Origin of the sequence: Heyndrickxia sp. FSL W8-0423, assembly GCF_038009395.1 — a bacterium.
Lineage (GTDB): Bacteria > Bacillota > Bacilli > Bacillales > Bacillaceae_C > Heyndrickxia > Heyndrickxia sporothermodurans.
Window position 1 is genome coordinate 462,014 of record NZ_JBBPBE010000001.1, and the last position, 19,216, is coordinate 481,229.

General features: G+C 38.5%; 11 protein-coding genes and 3 pseudogenes. 4 read left to right on the plus strand and 10 right to left on the minus strand.

Annotated features, from left to right (window positions below; translation table 11 throughout):
• Positions 1 to 331: 331 nt before the first annotated feature.
• Positions 332 to 1,588, minus strand: a complete 1,257-nt coding sequence (gene hflX / locus MKY81_RS02260) for a GTPase HflX (protein ID WP_107920656.1) — start codon at positions 1,586 to 1,588, stop codon at positions 332 to 334.
• Positions 1,589 to 2,052: 464 nt separating this feature from the next.
• Positions 2,053 to 6,414 (minus strand): S8 family serine peptidase, encoded by a 4,362-nt coding sequence (locus MKY81_RS02265; protein ID WP_341116508.1) that lies wholly within the window; start codon positions 6,412 to 6,414, stop codon positions 2,053 to 2,055.
• A gap of 628 nt (positions 6,415 to 7,042) precedes the next feature.
• Here MKY81_RS02265 and MKY81_RS02270 point away from each other — a divergent pair.
• On the plus strand, positions 7,043 to 8,509 hold the full coding sequence (locus MKY81_RS02270; protein WP_341116510.1) for an MDR family MFS transporter: 1,467 nt from the start codon (positions 7,043 to 7,045) through the stop codon (positions 8,507 to 8,509).
• A gap of 56 nt (positions 8,510 to 8,565) precedes the next feature.
• Here MKY81_RS02270 and liaG read toward each other — a convergent pair whose 3' ends face one another.
• The 4 genes from liaG to MKY81_RS02290 all read right to left on the minus strand — a co-directional run bounded on the left by liaG (position 8,566) and on the right by MKY81_RS02290 (position 11,405).
• On the minus strand, positions 8,566 to 9,423 hold the full coding sequence (gene liaG / locus MKY81_RS02275) for a LiaG family protein (protein ID WP_108072816.1): 858 nt from the start codon (positions 9,421 to 9,423) through the stop codon (positions 8,566 to 8,568).
• 99 nt (positions 9,424 to 9,522) lie between these two features.
• Positions 9,523 to 9,990 carry an NUDIX hydrolase gene (locus MKY81_RS02280; protein ID WP_108072814.1) on the minus strand — a complete coding sequence of 156 codons (468 nt, stop codon included), beginning with the start codon at positions 9,988 to 9,990 and terminating at the stop codon, positions 9,523 to 9,525.
• A gap of 12 nt (positions 9,991 to 10,002) precedes the next feature.
• Positions 10,003 to 10,971 (minus strand): 2-hydroxyacid dehydrogenase, encoded by a 969-nt coding sequence (locus MKY81_RS02285; protein ID WP_341116513.1) that lies wholly within the window; start codon positions 10,969 to 10,971, stop codon positions 10,003 to 10,005.
• A gap of 62 nt (positions 10,972 to 11,033) precedes the next feature.
• Positions 11,034 to 11,405 carry a winged helix-turn-helix transcriptional regulator gene (locus tag MKY81_RS02290; protein WP_108072809.1) on the minus strand — a complete coding sequence of 124 codons (372 nt, stop codon included), beginning with the start codon at positions 11,403 to 11,405 and terminating at the stop codon, positions 11,034 to 11,036.
• Between the two features lie 185 nt (positions 11,406 to 11,590).
• On the opposite strand from MKY81_RS02290, the gene MKY81_RS02295 reads away from it, so the two are divergent.
• Positions 11,591 to 12,790 carry an MFS transporter gene (locus MKY81_RS02295; RefSeq protein ID WP_108072807.1) on the plus strand — a complete coding sequence of 400 codons (1,200 nt, stop codon included), beginning with the start codon at positions 11,591 to 11,593 and terminating at the stop codon, positions 12,788 to 12,790.
• A gap of 54 nt (positions 12,791 to 12,844) precedes the next feature.
• A complete protein-coding gene (locus tag MKY81_RS02300) occupies positions 12,845 to 13,684 on the plus strand; it encodes an aldo/keto reductase (protein WP_108072805.1) in 840 nt (279 codons plus the stop codon).
• Between the two features lie 74 nt (positions 13,685 to 13,758).
• Here MKY81_RS02300 and MKY81_RS02305 read toward each other — a convergent pair.
• Positions 13,759 to 14,217, minus strand: a pseudogene (locus tag MKY81_RS02305) (trans-sulfuration enzyme family protein); the annotation flags it as partial.
• A 74-nt stretch (positions 14,218 to 14,291) separates the two neighbouring features.
• Positions 14,292 to 17,264: pseudogene (locus MKY81_RS02310) on the minus strand (Tn3 family transposase).
• A gap of 169 nt (positions 17,265 to 17,433) precedes the next feature.
• Here MKY81_RS02310 and MKY81_RS02315 point away from each other — a divergent pair.
• On the plus strand, positions 17,434 to 18,009 hold the full coding sequence (locus MKY81_RS02315) for a recombinase family protein (RefSeq protein ID WP_341116516.1): 576 nt from the start codon (positions 17,434 to 17,436) through the stop codon (positions 18,007 to 18,009).
• 245 nt (positions 18,010 to 18,254) lie between these two features.
• Here MKY81_RS02315 and MKY81_RS02320 read toward each other — a convergent pair.
• Together MKY81_RS02320 and MKY81_RS02325 are read right to left on the minus strand one after the other, a co-directional pair.
• Positions 18,255 to 18,377: pseudogene (locus MKY81_RS02320) on the minus strand (AAA family ATPase); the annotation flags it as partial.
• A gap of 105 nt (positions 18,378 to 18,482) precedes the next feature.
• Positions 18,483 to 19,151, minus strand: a complete 669-nt coding sequence (locus MKY81_RS02325; protein ID WP_341116517.1) for an HAD family hydrolase — start codon at positions 19,149 to 19,151, stop codon at positions 18,483 to 18,485.
• Positions 19,152 to 19,216 lie beyond the last annotated feature (65 nt).

The window sequence follows — 19,216 nt, forward strand, 5'->3', positions numbered from 1 at the left end:
GGAAGACCTCTTTTCTGTGAATTTTGTCGGCTAACTTTATTCTACAGAAAGGGTCTTCCTTTTTCTATGAACATTATTTAGTGCATTTCTATTTACACAAAATATTTTACACTCTCCTCTTCCAACAATAAAGAATTTAATATAACCTTCCTAGATAATGAAATTAAAATAAATGATACTTATTATTCACTCAATAACCCATTGGGGAAAAAGATATATCAAGTTTAATAAAAGAGGATTGATTACTTTTGATCAATCCTCTTTTTTCACGACATGTATCAGCCAATAGGTGCATCATTTCGTAAAAAGAGCAATGTTTACGAAAAGCGCCTTAAATCACAAATTCCTTATACCTTTCATAATCACTCTCTTTACATTCCAACACAAGCTTCGTTCCCGTTTCCTCATAACTCATCCCCATCACATTTGCATGATCTTTAAAATAGGAAATAATCCTTCCTTGATCATAAGGAACTAACATTTCACACTGAACATAATCTGTGAAAATTTCCTTCCTAATCAACTCGATTAATTCATCGATTCCAATTCTTTGTTTTGCAGATAGAAATACATCTTCACCGCGAATCATCGGAATTTGAACATCCATTAAATCAGATTTATTGTACGCATAGATGGTTGGAATGTTTTCAATTCCAATATCCTTTAATGTTTCATTCGTAATGTCCATAAGCCGTTCATAATTCGGATTGGAATAATCAACGACATGAATTAATAAGTCACTTTCTGCTACTTCCTCTAAAGTCGATCGAAATGCTTTAACAAGATGGTGAGGGAGCTTACTAACAAATCCGACGGTATCCGTTAGTAAAAATGACTTTTGGTCAGCTAAAGAAATGCTTCGAACTGAAGTTTCCAATGTCGCAAATAGCATATCCTTTTCAAATACCTGCTTATTTTCTAGTGGGTTAAATTTTTCTACCAACGCATTCATAATGGTTGATTTCCCCGCGTTTGTATAGCCAACGAGCGAAACAACAGGCACATCATTTTTCTTCCGTTGTTTACGTTGTGTTTTCCGATGGGCAACTAAATGCTCCAATTCTTTATTTAAGGCAACGATTTTTGCCTCAATTTTTCGACGATCAAGTTCTAACTTTGTTTCTCCGGCACCTCTGTTGGCCAAGCCAGATCCACCACCCTGACGACCTAAAGATGCACGAAGACCGACTAAGCGCGGTAGCATATATTGCAGCTGGGCAACCTCTACTTGCAGCTGTGCCTCTTTCGTTCGCGCACGTTCAGCAAAAATATCTAATATTAAAATCGTCCGGTCAATAACCTTACAATCAATATCCGCCTCTAAATTTCGAATTTGTGATGGTGATAATTCATCATTAAAAATAATGACATTTGCTTCTACCATCTCCCCAAGCGCACGAATTTCATCAATTTTTCCAGTCCCTACATAATGTGATTTATTGATTCTTTGAAGATTTTGTGTAATTTCTCCAACGACTTCGATATCACATGCTTCCGTTAAATTTCGAAGCTCTTCCATTGAATAGTCAAAATTGTCTTGATGGTTTAAATTAACCCCTACTAATATCGCTTTTTCCCTTAGTTCCATAAAATTGCTCCCTCCATTTTCTAAAAATAAACTTACAAATCTGCTCGCTGCACGCACCTGAGTATCGGATAATGTATATAATTCCCCAAAAATAAGGGAGCACCCTTATAAGCAGTTCCAAAAAAAGACAACAAAAAAAGAGGGCAGAATCGTTCCTCCCTCTTTATACTATAAATGTTTCAATAAAATAGGGTTCCTAAAAGTAGGCAGACCAATCCGATTACTCTGCACAGGATTAGCAGAGTCTTGCGCTATTTAATTAGCGGCACAAAGCCTTAAATCGGATTCTTACAAACTTCAAGGCTACCCCTCCGTTCTAAAAAAGTTATCTTAATATTACCACATCAATATGTAGATAACAATAAAGAAAAGAAAATCCTTATAGAAAAACAAAAAACCTAGCAAGGGGGGGTTTTCCTTGCTAGGCAACATCTATTTTCGAGTCAGGGGGGACTCGGATTAGATTACTTAATATAAAGCTTACCGCTCGCCAGTTTTGTTCCTACATTGCCATAATCGTCTTTTACTTTTACTTCGACTACCGCTCCATCTGCTTTTGTGCCATTTGGTACGGTCCAGTAGCCAACATAATGACCAGATGATGTTTCCATCATTGGCAATTCCGTTGCATTATCACTGGAAACGTTTGTTAAAGGCATGTGAATAGCGAATGTTGCTTTTAATCCCGGTGCACTATCAAATTCGATTTTGATTGAATCACCTTTCTTCAAATTCTTGTCAGCATCTGGCAATAGATTTTCGATTGCAGGTGCATCGTACTGTGCATGTACGGTTACCTTCTTCGTTACTTTATTGCCCGCTTTGTCTTGAGCAACGACTTTAATGACGTTTTCGCCATTTTCAAGCATCACACGTTTTGAATATTTACCATCGGTTACAGTAGCTTTTTGACCGTCAACTTTAACCCAATCAAGATTGGCGTCGCTGACCTTACCTTCAACAGTTACTGTTTCCTTATTTGTCTTAGAATCATTTTTCGGACTATCGATTATCAAATTCGGTTTTGTTTTGTCATACACCACTTTAACTGGTGCGGACGGTTCTGTTGAACCAGATTCCACAGAAGCTTTCGCTGTTAGGACATTTTCTCCTTCAGTTAGAGCCACATCTGCAGAGAATGTTCCTTTATCTGTTGCTTGAACAGTTTTCACCTCTTCACCATTGTTTAAGATGTGTACATTTGTTGAAGGTGAAGCAGTTCCTTCTACAGTTACTGTTCCTTCATTTGTAAATGAACCATCTTTAGGTGAAGTGATTGCTGGTACGTCCACTTCATAGCTTACACGGGCACGAATCATATAGTTTCCTTCATCTGCAGGAGATTGACTCCATGCTCCGCCTACGTATTGCCAGCTGCGTTTTGCATTTGGACTGCTTTCATCTGTTGCTAAGCCTGGAGAAGCAGTGTTAATTTTACTTTGAATGTAAACCATGTAGAAGTCACCATTTACTGAGATTCCTTCTCCAGATAAATCAACAACTGTCCACTCACCATTACGAAGTGCAGTCGCATTGATTGGACCAGCAATCTTCTTACCTGGTGCGCCATTAGTTCCTGTTGCATCCCAAACTTCTACTTTGAACTCTGTTCCACCTGGTACAGGCCATTCAGTATCCCAGAAACGGAACACTCCAGCTGTAACAATTGCCGTCTTTTTACCTTCAGGTAGTGACATTTTCACTGCCCAGCCATTACCCGCATCATAGAATGCACGCGCATTTTCAGCTGTACCATCGTCATAACCAATTTCTCCGCCAGGGTAACTAATGATTGGAACTAAATCAATATTAACGTTTGCTGTTTCTCCACCTTCTACCGTTACTTGTTTTTCTTGGCCATGATAGAATGGTGCAATGATTTTCAACGTATATGTGCCTTCATAAGCAGTTAATTCATAGTGTCCATTCGCATCCGTTTGTACCGGTGTCACCGCAGCGTCTTCAACAAGTAGAACCGTTGCACCTTGTAAAGGCTCCCCAGTCGATTTGTTTTTCACCGTACCACTAATATTTCCTTTTGGCAGCTCATCTAAAACAAAGTTAGCTGTTGCTACCCCATCATTTTCAATCGTTACACGTTGTTGCTTAGAACGGAATCCATATGCATCTGCTTGTATAGTATAGTCGCCAGCTGCATGTGTCATTTCATATTCGCCGTTAGCTGGATTTGTTGTTACTGAACGTCCAGTTTCTACTACACTTACTTGAGCATTCATCGGTAATAGTGTAGGATTAACTTGTTCCTCTTTCGCCGGAGGGGCATCCTTTTTAGGTAATTCTGGCTTAATTGAAGCTGGATTTACCTTTTCTTTTTTCATAGAATCCTTGTCATCGCCTTTTTCGACTCCAAGATTCATGTTGCCTTTGGAAGTTTTACTGCTAATCGAATTAGCGGAAAGCTTCACATCATCAATATACCAACCTTGTTTTTGTACACTTCCATCCGTAGTTACGTTGAAGCCAATGTAGATTCGTTGACCTGCGTAAGCAGATAGATCTACTTCTTGATCTGTCCATGCAGTTGTTGTTCCATTTAAACGTAGAAGCTGTGTCCAATTTTCCCTATCTGTTGAAACAAATACATGAGCGAAATCATAACGAGTTTCTAGCTCATACCAGTTTTTAAATTGAAGGTATGAATTACCTTCCGGAAGATCGATTGGCGGCATTACCAACGTCATGTTTGCACTGTTATCATAGTTTCCAGCAAGGTTTGTCGCATAAACCTTTTCACCGGAGGCAGCACTTCTTGGTCCGGAAGTTGGTACACCCCATTGCCATGAATCTTTTGTTCCAAAAGAGCTCCAGCCCGTTGGTGTAGATTCAAAGTCTTGAGAATAGCCAACAGTGATTCCAGGTTTCACTTCTACACTGTATTCATTACTTGTCACTTCATTATTACCAAAGTCATTCATTTTCCAACGATACGTTAAAGAAGGAGTAGCAATTTTATCCCCAGGAATCTTCGCGGAATATTCTCCAGATTTAAAATCACCTGATTTTCTTTGTGCATCAATGCTCTTCCATTCATTTCCTTCTTTATATTCCAAAGTAACTGAAGATACGCTAATATTATCACTTACTTGGACTGTTAAAGGTAAATCCATTCCTGCATATGTTTCAGTTGGTGCACTATGTTCGAAAGTTGGAGCTTCATTGTCATCCCCGTCTTTCGTTACTTGACCTTTCACTTTTCCTAGACCATTCATAATGGATGAAACTGCATCAAATGCATTCACTAATCCGTGTCCATAGCCATTGTTTGGACTTTCAGGGAAAGTGGTATCTGTTAAAGGCGTTGCAGTGTTCATTAAAATTTCTTCAATTTGATCAACTGTCAATGATGAGTTTACTTGCCGTAACAACGCAACTACAGCTGATACATGCGGTCCAGCCATCGAAGTTCCATTCCAACCGCCTTCATACACGCCTCCAGGTACAGAAGAACGAATATTTACTCCAGGTGCAGCAATATCAGGCTTTATTTCACCATATGGAGAAGGACCTTGTAAGGAGAAGCTTCCTAATTTATTGTTGATATCTGTTGCACCAGTCGCAAAGCTTTCAGGATAGTTTGCTGGATTTGCGATTGATCCTGGTCCACCAGGTTCAAATATGTCTGTGTTCCCCGCAGAGAATTCTGGGAAAATTTCCGCTGCTCGCCAGTTTTGAACCATTTCGCGATACCATTCATCAATTCCACGGCCGCCGCCCCATGAGTTATTGACAACATCTGGCGCCATTTCAGGATGTGGATTCCCTTGTGCATCCTTTGGAGCAAGAATCCATTCAGCAGCTTCTAGTAGATCTGCGTCTGTGCCACCCGTAGCTGTGAACGCTTTTACCGCAATCCACTTTGCTCCAGGAGCTACACCAATTTGGTTCGCCCCATTAGGCTCAGAACCGACCATTGTTCCCATTGTATGTGTACCATGTCCTTGGTCATCATACGGAGTAGACTGACCTGCAGTTGCATCAAACCAGTTCATTTCATGATTTGGGCTATTTGGGTTTGCTGCATTGTAACCACGATATTTTTCTTTTAATGCCGGGTGATCCCATTGTACACCTGTATCGATATTGGCGATGACCGTTCCCGATCCATCAATTCCCATATCCCAAACTTGTGGTGCACCTACGCGATCAATATTCCATTCAATATTGTTAGTGCCAGCTTTTTTCTCAGCTGTTTTTGCACTTTTTTCAGCTTTTGTATTCTTTTCAGCTTTTTGATCCTGTTTATTCGGTGCAGCTACACCTGTTTTATATAGCTGACGCGTTTCGTTCGGGAGGACTTTCGCTACCGCTTCAAAGCCAGCAAGCTTTTGCATGACTTCCTTCGTAGCTGTTATTGCCATCCCATTGACAATATAGAAGGATTCAAAATTCTTTACATTGCCGTTTTTCTTTTCCTTTTTTAAATACTTAATCACATCGTCTTGTGTTTCTATCGCAGTCGCTCTTAATTCGGAGACAACCGCTGATCGTTTTGCAAGCTTTGTTTTAATTCCTGACAGCTTCGCCTTTTTGGCATTGGTTGCCGCTTTTTTAGCAACTTTAGCTGTATCAGCCTGTTCCTTAAATTTGATTAAAAAGGTTACCTTTTCATCGGCTGTGTTGAACTTTTTAAGAAGTGCATCACTAATTTTCGACTTCGTAACACTCGAATCCAAAACCGATGTATGTGGTTTTTTCGTTACTGATAATGAAGCAGCATTCGCAAAACTTGGTGTTAAAAGCGAAACTGACATTAACACTGTGGCCAATACACTTGTGGCCTTCACAACCTTTTTCTTCCTCGGCATTCTTTTTCCTCCCCTTCAAAATAATTTGCTCTTTTCGTTCATGAAAAAAGCCTTTGACAATAGAAATGACAACTGTATCCTCCTTTCTCTAGACTTTCTTGGTGAAGGTTCTTAGTTGTCAACTTAAATATATCGCTTAGGTTTTAAAAAAATTGTCTAAATTTGTCGACTAAGGTCTGAATTTTCAGGATTTAGTCATTTCGTAGGAATGGAAATTATTAAGCAGGGGCAAAAGTACTAAATATTACCAGGAGTGTAATTTTTGTTACACAGCGAAAATATTGGCAAAATAACCCTTCTATTAATAAATCATATAGGGACTCCTTACTATGTTAAAAAAATTCCATTTCAACCCCCAAAAAAATATATACATCAACCTAGTAGGGATAATTATGAATCATTATTCATTGTCTGAATTAATCCGAAAGTCCTTGTAGTTGATAACAAAGAGTTTTATATTTTGGTAATACGAACTACTTTTGAGACTGTTTTATTAATGAGTATCCTTCTTTTGACATGCATTGGTATTCTATAATGACTTCTTTCGTATACTTGTACGATATATTTGACAAAATAGAAGGTCTCGAATGATACTAGTCAGTAGCAATAAGAAAAATGGAGGATAGGAATGAAGAAAACAAATAAACGAACTGTAACGATCGCCCTTTTTGTTGCAACCTTTTTGACTGCCATTGAAGGAACTATCGTTAGTACTGCAATGCCGACAATTGTCAGTAATTTAAAAGGGATCGAATTAATGAATTGGGTTTTTGCAATATATTTACTTACTTCTGCTGTAACTGTTCCGATTTTTGGAAAGCTTTCTGATTTATACGGCAGAAAATTTATTTTTACACTTGGTACAATTATTTTCCTTATTGGCTCTGCACTTTGTGGACTTTCACAAACGATGGAACAATTAATTATTTATCGTGCGATCCAAGGAATTGGTGCTGGTGCCATTTTGCCCGTCACAACTACGATTATCGGGGACATCTATCCATATGAAAAACGGGCAAAGGTACTAGGGTTTATGGGGGCCGCTTGGGGAATTGCCGGTGTTATTGGTCCACTTGTCGGTGGTTTTTTCGTCGATCAGCTATCATGGCATTGGATATTCTATATTAATGTTCCATTCGGAATTGCCGCGATGCTGATGGTTGGCTTTTCTTTGAAGGAAAATATCGAAAAAACGAAGAAAAAAATCGACTTTGCCGGTGCGATTACTTTTTCGATAGGTATGCTCGCCTTGCTTTATGCCTTACAACGCGGCGGCGATACGCATAATTGGACATCTCCATCGATTATTCTTTTGCTTATAAGTGCAATTATCTTACTTATATTATTCGTTTTTATTGAATCGAAAGCAAAAGAACCGATGATTCCATTACAGCTATTTCGTTTAAGGGCCATCTCGGTCGCTAATGCGGTTGGTTTTCTCGCAAGTTGTATATTAATTGGTATAACTGTTTATTTTCCGATGTGGGTTCAAGGGGTTATTGGCCACGGAGCTACTATTTCAGGTTTAATGTTGGCGCCAATGTCTCTTACATGGATGATTGGTTCATTTCTCGGCGGGCGAATGTTGCTGCGTCAAGGTGAACGTGTAACCGTTGCAGTCGGTATGGGAATTATCGTTATTTCGGCGATTTGGTTAATGTTTTTCTCGATTAACACACCTGAGCTATTTTTCCATTTATTAGCTGCATTAATCGGAGTTGGCTTCGGAATGGTTATGACGATAACGATGGTTAGTTCTCAGTCTGCAGTTGATTGGTCGATGCGCGGGGCGGCTACTGCATCTAATACGTTTTTCCGTACATTAGGACAGTCCGTCGGGGTGGCCATACTTGGAACTTACTTTAATTCGACCGTTGTAACAAAAACCGCACATTCCCATGTAAAAACAGATAGTCTTAATCAATTGATTAATCCTAACTTGGCACAGAAGCTGCCTGAAGAAGCACGATCTTCTTTAAGGGAAATTCTCGTGTTTGGTCTGCACCATCTATTTATTGCAATGATGGTGATTGCCTTATTAGGCTTCTTTGTTGCATTTTTATCTCCAAAATTAAAAGCAGAAGAAAGAGGATAAGTTAAAAGGAAGAGGCTGGTATCAAGTTTGATACCAGCCTTTTCAATCATTAATTATCAATAAATATTCACTTTTCCGCTAGATACCGTAACATCAATTGTATGCTTTCCTGAACCATGTTTTCCGTTCACTTTATGATTACCTACTTCTTGGCTTTCAAGTGGGAAATCACAAGAAATATCTCCACTGCTTACTTTTCCTTTCAAGGTGAAATCTGCATTATCAGGTAAATCAAGCGTGGCTAAACCTGAACTTACATGGACATTAATGGAATCCTCAAGCTTATCCATTTGAACATTTAATTTACCAGAAGATAGCGTCGCATCAAGTTCTCCTTCATAGCCATCCACATTGACAATACCAGAACTCATTCGAATTTCTCCCGTTTGAGTGGAGATAGAAGATAGATTTGCCATGCCTGATGAGCCATTATGTTTATACTGTTTTACATCTAAGTTTTCTAGATCTAACTGACCTGAACCCATATTCACGTTCATGTTTTTCAACTTCATTGGATCTTTTTTTGAAGGACCTTCCATTGTTAACTTCCCGGATCCGATCGTCACATTCAAATCGCGATTATATTCTCGAGGAACATGCACCGTCAGTTTGCTTTTGTTCCAAAACCCAAAATGTTGAAACCATTTCCGTTTTACTTCGATTCGAATAGTGTCTCCACTTCGATCAACATCTAATTTTCCTTTGCCCTCTAGTTCCGCTTTAACATCTTCCCGATCTTCTGGAATAATGACAGTATTCGAGCTATCGACCTTTAAATCAAGTAAGTCAATGTGTTTTATTGATTGAGTATGTGCATCACCCTTACTAAACGGAAACCAAGATGCCTCTTTTATACTCGAGCCGATAAAATATAAACCGACAAGAACGAGTAAAAATAATAATAATTTTTTCATTGCATATCGTCCTTTCCCTTCTTCTATACATACATCATATAGGAGTGGACAATCTTCCAACAATGCACTTTAGAATGAATATTCGTTCAGACTTGAGGCTTAGTGACTCCTGTTTTTAATTAAACACAAATAATCCTCAACAATTTCCCGATGACTTCCGACAATTTTCTCTGGTAATTGATGTGGGTCTATAAATAAGCAATCATTAATTTCTGTTTGGTCGGCCTGCATTTCCCCATGAAAGGTATTTGAATAGTAGGCAACAGTTACAGAGTAGAATTCATCACCATTTGCCGCCTTCATATAATAGTTTTTACCCGAGTAAACGTTAATAAGCTGTAAGTCATCAACAACTAATCTCGTCTCTTCATACACTTCCCGTTTTGCCGTTTCTTCCGCTGATTCTCCTAACTCCATCAGCCCTCCAGGAAGCCCCCATGATTCCTTTGGATACTTTCTTTGCTGTAACAGAATCCTCCCTTTTTCATCCACCATTACAACGACAGATCCTACTAAATTTAATGGTCTTGTTCCAACAAGCTTTCGTAATTCTTCAATATATCCCATTGTCTAACCTCTTCATTTTATTTTCACTGGTGTTATTGGCTGGCCGCCCTTTAACACTTGAATGATATTATTGGCGGCGATTTCAGCCATTTTTAGTCTTGTTGCTTCGCTTGCACTTCCGATATGAGGAAGGGTCACCACATTTGGCAATGATAAAAGCGGTGAATCTAAATCAATCGGTTCTTTTTCAAAAACATCTAAGCCGGCTGCCCAAAGTTCACCGTTTTTCAATGCATGATATAAAGCACTTTCATCAACAATTCCACCCCGTGCAGTGTTAATTAAAATTGCGGTCTTTTTCATCTGTTTAAATTCTTTTTCGCCTATTAAGTGATGGACCTCCGGACTATAAGGAAGTAGAAGACTGATGAAATCTGCTTGTTGTAGTAATGATTCAAATTCACAGTATTCAACCCCTAATTTCTTTTCTATTTCAGTTTTTCGCGAACGATTATAGTAAAGGATATTCATTCCAAACCCGATTGCTCTTCTAGCAAGCGCTTGTCCAATCCTTCCCATTCCGATAATTCCTAGCGTGGCACCATAAATATTTCTACCTGTTAGTTGCATTGGTGACCATGTTTTCCAATCACCTTTACGTAAATATTCAGATGCTTCGACTAATCTTCTTGCCGTCGCCATCATTAATGCAAAAGTAAGATCCGCGGTCGTTTCTGTGAGCACTCCCGGGGTATTCGTCACAATCACGTCATGTTTATTAGCATATGTCACATCGATATTATTAAATCCTACGGCCATATTACTAATGATTTTTAGCTTTGGTGCCTGCTGGATCACTTCTTCATCGATCGTTTCTGTTAAAAGACAGAACAACCCTTCAATATCGCGAACTTCCTGTAATAAAAGTTCCCGAGGTACTGGAGTCTCCTCTTCTTCCCACATACGGACGGTCGCAAACTCAGTTAATTGATCGTAAATTACTTCTGGTATTTTACGAGTTATATAAATTTTTGGTTTCATTGTTTACACCTCATTTGTCGTATCCCTCCATATCTTCTAGATACAATTGGAGTTTTCCTTTATCATTTTAAATGATCATTTAAAATATTTTCTTCCAGTACAGAAAATGTGTCCCCGTACACCTTCGTAATATGTTTTTCACCCCAATCACATAAAGCATTCAATATACTTTCTAAACTCCATCCATAATCACTTAGCTCATATTCCACTTTAGGAGGGATTTGTTGATATACGATACGATTGATGACGCCATCCTCCTCAAGTTCTCTTAGTTGCTGCGTCAGCATCTTTTGTGTAATATTCGGCATTAACCGTTTTAATTCACTCGTCCGCTTCTTCCCATGTGTTAAATGGCAAAGAATCACACATTTCCACTTCCCACCGATCACTTCTAACGTCGCTTCAACTGATATATTGTATTTCTTTTTCTGCATTGTAATCCTCCTCATCCTATAGGTACTTTTAAGTGCCTATATTACTTTTTTGTACCTATATTACAAAAAAGTGCGTACTTTTCATTAAGATCGTTATATCTCATAATATCATTTGCCGGTTAATTTTTTCTATTCACACACACATTTGTGTTTTTATTCACTTTTTATAGAGGAGGAGAGAGTTCATGTCACTGGATAAAAGAAGAAGTACATTCGCACTATTGGCTCTAGCAGTAAGTGCATTCGCGATTGGTACAACGGAATTTATAAGTGTGGGATTATTGCCACTTATTGCAGATGATTTACACATTCCTGTTACTACAGCAGGTTTAACTGTTTCATTATATGCGTTAGGAGTTACTTTCGGAGCACCAATCCTTACAGCTGTTACCTCAAGGATACCACGGAAAGCCTTATTACTTTGGATTATGGTTGTTTTTATCATCGGCAATAGCATTGCTAGCAGTGCAACTACTATTGCTGTACTGCTAATTGCAAGAGTGATTTCAGCATTTTCACATGGTGTATTTATGTCTATCGGTTCGACCATTGCAGCTGATTTAGTTCCGGAAAACCGCAGGGCAAGTGCAATTTCAATTATGTTTACAGGACTTACAGTTGCAACAGTAACCGGTGTTCCATTTGGTACATTTATTGGGCAACAATTCGGATGGAGAATCGCCTTCATTGTAATAATTATCGTCGGTGTAATTGCTTTTATCGCTAATAGTATTTTAATACCGTCTGATTTAAGAAAATCCGTTACTCGGACAAGCTTTCGTGATCAATTTAAATTAGTTACCAACAGTCGTCTACTTTTGCTATTTATAATTACAGCCTTAGGGTATGGAGGAACATTTGTTGTCTTTACTTATCTTTCTCCATTATTACAAGAAATTACTGGCTTTAAGGAAGGTACTGTTGCAGCCATTTTACTAATTTACGGAATTATGATTGCCATTGGTAACATGATCGGAGGAAAATTATCCAATCGAAACCCTATAGATGCACTATTCTATATGTTTATTGTTCAGGCAGTCGTTCTTTTTGTATTAACATTCACAGCACCATATAAGCTAGCTGGATTAATAACTATTCTCTTTATGGGATTATTAGCTTTCATGAATGTACCCGGCCTACAAGTGTATGTAGTCATGTTGGCTGAACGATTTGTGCCATCAGCAATTGATGTCGCATCAGCAATAAATATTGCCGCATTTAATGCAGGGATAGCAATTGGCTCTTATTTGGGCGGCATCATCATCCATTCCATGGGAATCATTCACACAGCTTGGATAGGTTCATTAATGGTCGTAGGTGCGGTAATTCTTACTGGAATTAGTCGCACGTTAGAACGAAAAGATCAAAAAAATATAATTCACTAAAACAAAACAAATTAATTCATAATTTTTCCAACAGATTCTAGGAGGTTATTTAAAATGATAAAAAACTTACAAGATACAACAACATTGCATAATGGTGTAAAAATGCCTTGGTTAGGACTTGGTGTATTTAAAGTACCAAATGATGACACCATTCATTCAGTTTCATCAGCAATCAAAAATGGATATCGGAGTATCGATACAGCTGCTGTATATGAAAATGAAGAAGGCGTAGGCATCGGAATTCGTGAAGGATTAAAAGCAGCGGGCATATCTCGCGAAGAATTATTTGTTACATCCAAAGTTTGGAATGCAGACTTAGGATACGAAAAAACACTTGAAGCATTTAATACAAGTCTAACTAAACTTGGATTAGATTACTTAGATCTTTATCTTATTCACTGGCCAGTTGAGGGAAAATATAAAGATTCTTGGAAAGCATTAGAAACCCTTTATCAAGAAGGAAAAGTTAAAGCAATCGGCGTAAGCAACTTCCAAATTCATCATCTGCAAAACTTAATGGAGGATGCAGAAATTAAACCAATGGTGAACCAAGTGGAACTGCACCCACGTTTATCCCAAAAAGAACTTCTCGCTTTTTGTAAACAGCATCAACTTCAATTGGAAGCATGGTCACCTTTAATGCAAGGCCAGTTACTAGATAACTTTACATTACAAGAAATAGGAACAAAATATAATAAATCAGTCGCTCAAGTAATTTTACGATGGGATTTGCAAAATGGTATTATCACAATACCTAAATCAACAAAAGAACACCGAATTATTGAAAACTCTACCATCTTTGATTTTGAATTATCAGCTGATGATATGAAACGAATCGATAGTTTAAATGAGAACCATCGTGTGGGACCAGATCCTGATAACTTTGATTTCTAAAAAGATTACGTAAAGATTCGATAGAAAAAGCAGAGCAAATCATATGGGGTTTGCTCTGCTTCTTTTTAGCTATATCACAACTGATCCAACGCTTGTTGTAAATCCTCCCAAATATCTTCCCACGCTTCGAGCCCTACAGACAGACGAATGAGTTGGTCGGTTATCCCCATTTTCAAACGTTCCTCTTCAGGTACGACTGCATGGGTCATTGTTGCTGGATGCTGAATGAGTGATTCCGAATCACCTAAGCTGACAGCGATTTTAATTAATTGGCAGTGATTTAAAAAGGCTTGGGCCTCTTCTTTTGTTCCATCAATTTCAAAGCTGATCATTCCACCAGGATGCTTCATTTGACGATTAGCCAGCTCATATTGTGGAAAATCCGGATCCCCAGGAAAGTACATCGTCTTTACTTTCGGATGCTTTTTCAGTTGGACTGCTATTTTTTTCGCATTTTCACAATGGCGATCAAGTCTCACTGGTAATGTTTTTAACCCTCTAATGAGCAACCAGGCATCGAATGGGCTAATGAGGGATAAGTCCGAGATAAGTCCAAAAACCGCCATACAGATGTAAGAAAATGTAAAGAGGACACAAAGGCCCTCCACTAAGCTGTTTTAAACCCTAACCCCAGCCTTCCATCTAAAGGTTCAGGCCGTTCTTCTAAATCAATGACGTAATCGCCAAATCGTTTGATATGTTCCATAAGATAAGGACTAAGTGCACTTAGGTCGTCCTGATCTACGTAATGCCCTTCTTTCCTCAGCTGACGTATCACCGTAGTTATATCCACGACGTTTTGAAAAATAACTGCGTTTGCAACCAGGTCTCCATACTTAATGGCCTTTTCCTGTTGTTCAGGATCGTTATCAGCAATAATGCCAAGCCCGCCAAAGAACAACCATTTGGTAAATCCGTTGTAAGCTTCTACTTTGTTAGTGGTAGCAGTGATTGTTCTGCGTAATTCAATATCAGAAATGTACTGGAGTAAGAAAACGGTCCGCACGACACGTCCCAGCTCTCTGAATGCCTGATAGAGCTTGTTTTTTTGACTGTAATTCCCCAGCTTTCTTAACAACATAGCAGAAGAGATTTTCCCATGCTTTATTGACAAAACCACTCGTAAAAGATCCTTCCAATGTAATTCGATTAAATCCCAGTCGATCGTATCACTAAAAAGAGAATTGATGTGCTTATATTTCATGTCAGGGCTAGGTCGGAAGAAAGTGAGCTTTTTGAAATTCCGAATTCTAGGCATCAGTTTGATACCCAGCAGATGAGATAAACCAAATACTGGCGTAGATTGGCCTTGTGTGTCGGCATGAATAGTGTCTGGTTGCACATCCGACTCATTTTTCAGCAAACCATCAAGAATATAAACGGCTTCCCATACTCCGCAGGGGATGAAATGACTGAAAAGAGCAATGTAGTTGTCTGAAATGTGGTGGTACGCAATCCCACCATAACCCCCATAGCGAATATGGTATTCGGCCAATAGGTTCTGTTCATAAATATCGTATTTGGTCCCATCGGCCGCAGCAGATTTACTTTTCCCCCAAAGCTTGGGTAAATCAAACTCATGATGATAATGGTTTATGATATCCTTCAAAGCTTGGTCAATCTTTCTTGCCGTAATATGCCTTTGATTTGTATAAGATAGGACACTCCCGGTCACATCCGCCCGCATATGCCGAGCTGCCTGAACAGGTCCTAAATTGCATCCATAAGCAAAAGTAGTTAAGATGTATCGTTCACGTGGATTTTTTAGCTTTGGATCGGACCCGGAAGATGGCCCGAAGTGGCGTGTCCAATTGACCCAGTGTTCGACATTGCACAAGACATCAATCAAATTTCTTTCGGGGAGACGTTCTTTAATCATCTCCTCTAATTCTTTCAGTGACTTTTTGTATTCACGTTTCTTCACCTTTTTTAAAATAGGCTCACCAGCTTCGTTAATGCTCACATGCTCATTATCAGGGAAGTCCTGGTCAATTTGTTTCGAAATCTCAATCATCCATGACTTCAATCCTTTTACAAAGTCTACCTCATTATCAGGGAAACCTAATTCGCGACAGTATTCCGGTATTAAAGGTTCACACTCTTCCCAAGGAAGCAATTGTTTTCGATAGTCAGCATATGACTCGGACCCTGGGACACAAATATCGCCAGATTTTAATTCTGTTGCAATACAAGAGAAGACACAAGCCTCTAAGTGCCGACGGTGAACAAGCCAACCTCCAACTCTTTGTATTACGCGAACCATCCTGCGCCATTGATCAGAGGCAAACGAGAGATCCACTTCATCGGGTAGCCAATCCGTGCGTTTGTTCCTATTTTCCATCACAAATTCAAGCGCATGCAACAAGGATTGGTCTTGAGATGTGGATGTAAACTGCAACAGATCAGCAAGTCTAAAAAGAGTAGACCGACTATTTTTATAATGTTTCTGGATGAAAGGGTAATAGTTATTTCCTTTAATTGAAGCCACCGCTTCGCATTTATCCAACAGTGTCTGGACACTTCCATAAGAGGCGATGGTTTCTTTCACTTTTTCATGACTGACTGCATCATCGTTCTCGCTAGCCATAACAAGCAAAACGTCGTTAAAGATTGTAATTAGATTTTCTAGTTCGTTTTGCTTCTGTTCTTTCATGTCCTTTAGATCTTCTTTGCTGGAGTTGTGTATGGTTCCAATCCGTTTTTGATACATTTCAGCCAAGTGATCTTTGGTTTTTACTTGGGCCTGGTGAATTAAACAGATAAGAAGAGTGATTCGCTTCGGTTCGGAGTAATCTTTTAATTCGGCTGCGTCCAGCGATTTGGCTTCAGCCGCATAATATTTGATCTTAGATGGTGCAATTCCCTTCAAAAACGGAGTCATATCACCGTAAGACTGAAGCCAAATAAAATAGTCGATATGATCCTTTAGATTTTTCAGAGTAGGCTTTTTAGGAAGGGTTTTAAACCGATTATAGTCGCTATAATGCTGGTCCGTGCTTCTTATGAGCAATTCATTGAAAGAATGTATTTGTTCACTGGATAGCCTACTAAATACCAGTTGGAACAGCTCTTGATTTACAGCCCTGCGAATTTAACCGGTTAACTCATCTAGGACACGAAAACTCGGTAACTCACACCTGCTTTTAACGAGCTCTTCGATGGCGATATTAATTAGATCAGGGGGATGATCTTTCACCTTTGCTGCTTCGGTTAAAATATTGATGATGATCGGCCGTGTTTGTTTACCATTTGGTATGACGTTAAAATATTTACGTATTTCTTGTTGATGTCTCTGTGTGGTTCGGGATGGTTTGAAATCTAAGGACGTATTAGGAGACAAGTTTAACGAATTACGGATATGCTCAATAATCCCTTTCGGGATGTTATGAGCCTTAGGAAAATAGCCTAGCTTCTGAAACGATTTGAGCAGAACAGCAGCTGCTAATAAGTTTTCTGGTCCTCGTGCGATTGAATGAATAAATTGAGTTTCTTCTAATGTTAAGGTATAAATGCGTTGAAGTTCTTTTTTTGTTAAGCTTCGCTTAAAACGAGGATACGCCGTTCTTTCAATTGATGCCATATAAACTCCCCTTTATCTGTTCAATTAACGAGTATTCTGTATTATGGAAACTTTCTATCATAATAATTATATACCAATAGAGTAGACTCTATTGAAACAAATATGAAAGACTGATAGAATGCTAGTTAAGAGCGTCCCATAAGACTTGTTTCAAAATAGAGGTGTAAATATGAGGAAAATCGGTTATATACGAGTGAGTTCTGTTGACCAGAATCCTGCAAGGCAGTTTCAGCAACTAAATGAGATAGGAATGGACATCGTTTTTGAAGAAAAACTGTCCGGGGCGACACAAGATCGACCTGAGCTGCAAAAAATGTTGGAATCTCTTCAACATGGGGACATCATTTTTGTTACGGACCTTACTCGAATCACTCGCAGCACAAGGGATTTATTTGAATTAGTGGATTACATAAAACAAAAGAAGGCGAACTTACGGTCATTAAAAGACACCTGGTTAGATTTATCAGAAGATAATCCCTATAGCCAATTTTTAATGACGGTTATGGGTGGAGTAAATCAACTAGAGCGTGATCTAATTCGAATGCGTCAACGTGAAGGAATTGATTTAGCGAAAAAGGAAGGGAAATACCGTGGAAGAGTCAAAAAGTATCACCATAAGCATGCCGGGATTAACTATGCAGTAAAGCTTTATCGAGAAGGCAAAATGACCGTAAAGCAAATTTGTGAAATTACGAATGTTTCAAGGTCGGCTTTGTATCGAAAGCTTTCAGAAGGGAAAAAATAGTTCGTTTTTATTCCTTTAAAAGGCCAGATTGTAGAGGATGTAGTTCAGCATTAATAGTGGTGAACCGTACCATAAATAAATGAGGTTTTTTAGTTAAAAAAGGTTTCTAAAATGTAACCAGCCACTTTTTTGTATATCTTCCTGGATCATTATTTTATATTATTCAGGAAGGTATTTTACTCGGCATGAATAATATAAAATAAATAGTTTAATATTCTGTCTAAAATTATTATTCACAGCTACCTTGCTTCATCTTTTGATAGATCCATAAGCAGCCACTCATCAAGAATAAGCACATCCGTTTTTGCATATTTCTTGATTAACTTGCGGTAGCTACCGTCTGCCGCTAATTTTGGGAAGGTAGTTTCTACAAACTCTTTTTGCTTTTCTTCGTCAGCGGCTGCCAAAGTGAATGAGGACGCCTGGGTTTTTAGAGTTCTTCTAATTCAATATAAACTTCAAAATGAAGCGTGTTAAATCTTTTTAGCACATGAAGTAATAAATTCAATGATTTCACCTAGACTTTTTTCCTTCATAGAAGACATACGTAAATGATATTTATCAAATGTAAGGGTTTTTGTTACCATATTCGGAACAATTACACAATTTAACCCAGCAACAACAGCAGCTTTATTTCCATTGGCTGAATCCTCGAATGCAATAGCCTCTGAAGGTAAAATGCCTAGATCCTTAATAACCTTTTTGTATAAGGCCGGATCGGGTTTAACCTTCTCCACATCATTACGGGTTTTGATCACTTCAAAATAATTAATGATCTGAAGTTCTTTTAAAAAATGAATAATCCACTCTCTATCGGAGCTACTTGCTAGTCCAATTTTTAAACCCTGTTTTTTAGCTTCTTCTAGGTATTCTTGGACTCCTTCTCTAGCTATCGGCTCCTTTAATTTCTCTCGATGAAGCTTATAACTTTTTTCAATAATTTCCTCTCTTGTCATTTTTCCTGTAAGTTGGTTCGTTAAAAACTCATAAAGGGCTCCAGGATCTGTACCAACATATGACGCATACTCTGCAATCGATAAAGTTACATTATGTTCTTCTAACAATTCTCTATAAGCTTGGTACAAAGCTGTTTCTGTATCGATAATTAACCCATCAAAATCAAAAACAATAGCTTTTATCATATCAGTTCCCCCCATATTATCTACTCTCTCCCTACTCTAGTGTGCTAACAGAATACCAACTGCCT

Excerpts from the sequence above, each read along its gene's own strand:
- hflX (WP_107920656.1), bottom strand. The coding sequence starts at position 1,588 with ATGGAACTAAGGGAAAAAGCGATATTAGTAGGGGTTAATTTAAACCAT.
- MKY81_RS02265 (WP_341116508.1), bottom strand. The coding sequence starts at position 6,414 with ATGCCGAGGAAGAAAAAGGTTGTGAAGGCCACAAGTGTATTGGCCACA.
- MKY81_RS02270 (WP_341116510.1), top strand. The coding sequence starts at position 7,043 with ATGAAGAAAACAAATAAACGAACTGTAACGATCGCCCTTTTTGTTGCA.
- liaG (WP_108072816.1), bottom strand. The coding sequence starts at position 9,423 with ATGAAAAAATTATTATTATTTTTACTCGTTCTTGTCGGTTTATATTTT.
- MKY81_RS02280 (WP_108072814.1), bottom strand. The coding sequence starts at position 9,990 with ATGGGATATATTGAAGAATTACGAAAGCTTGTTGGAACAAGACCATTA.
- MKY81_RS02285 (WP_341116513.1), bottom strand. The coding sequence starts at position 10,971 with ATGAAACCAAAAATTTATATAACTCGTAAAATACCAGAAGTAATTTAC.
- MKY81_RS02290 (WP_108072809.1), bottom strand. The coding sequence starts at position 11,405 with ATGCAGAAAAAGAAATACAATATATCAGTTGAAGCGACGTTAGAAGTG.
- MKY81_RS02295 (WP_108072807.1), top strand. The coding sequence starts at position 11,591 with ATGTCACTGGATAAAAGAAGAAGTACATTCGCACTATTGGCTCTAGCA.
- MKY81_RS02300 (WP_108072805.1), top strand. The coding sequence starts at position 12,845 with ATGATAAAAAACTTACAAGATACAACAACATTGCATAATGGTGTAAAA.
- MKY81_RS02315 (WP_341116516.1), top strand. The coding sequence starts at position 17,434 with ATGAGGAAAATCGGTTATATACGAGTGAGTTCTGTTGACCAGAATCCT.
- MKY81_RS02325 (WP_341116517.1), bottom strand. The coding sequence starts at position 19,151 with ATGATAAAAGCTATTGTTTTTGATTTTGATGGGTTAATTATCGATACA.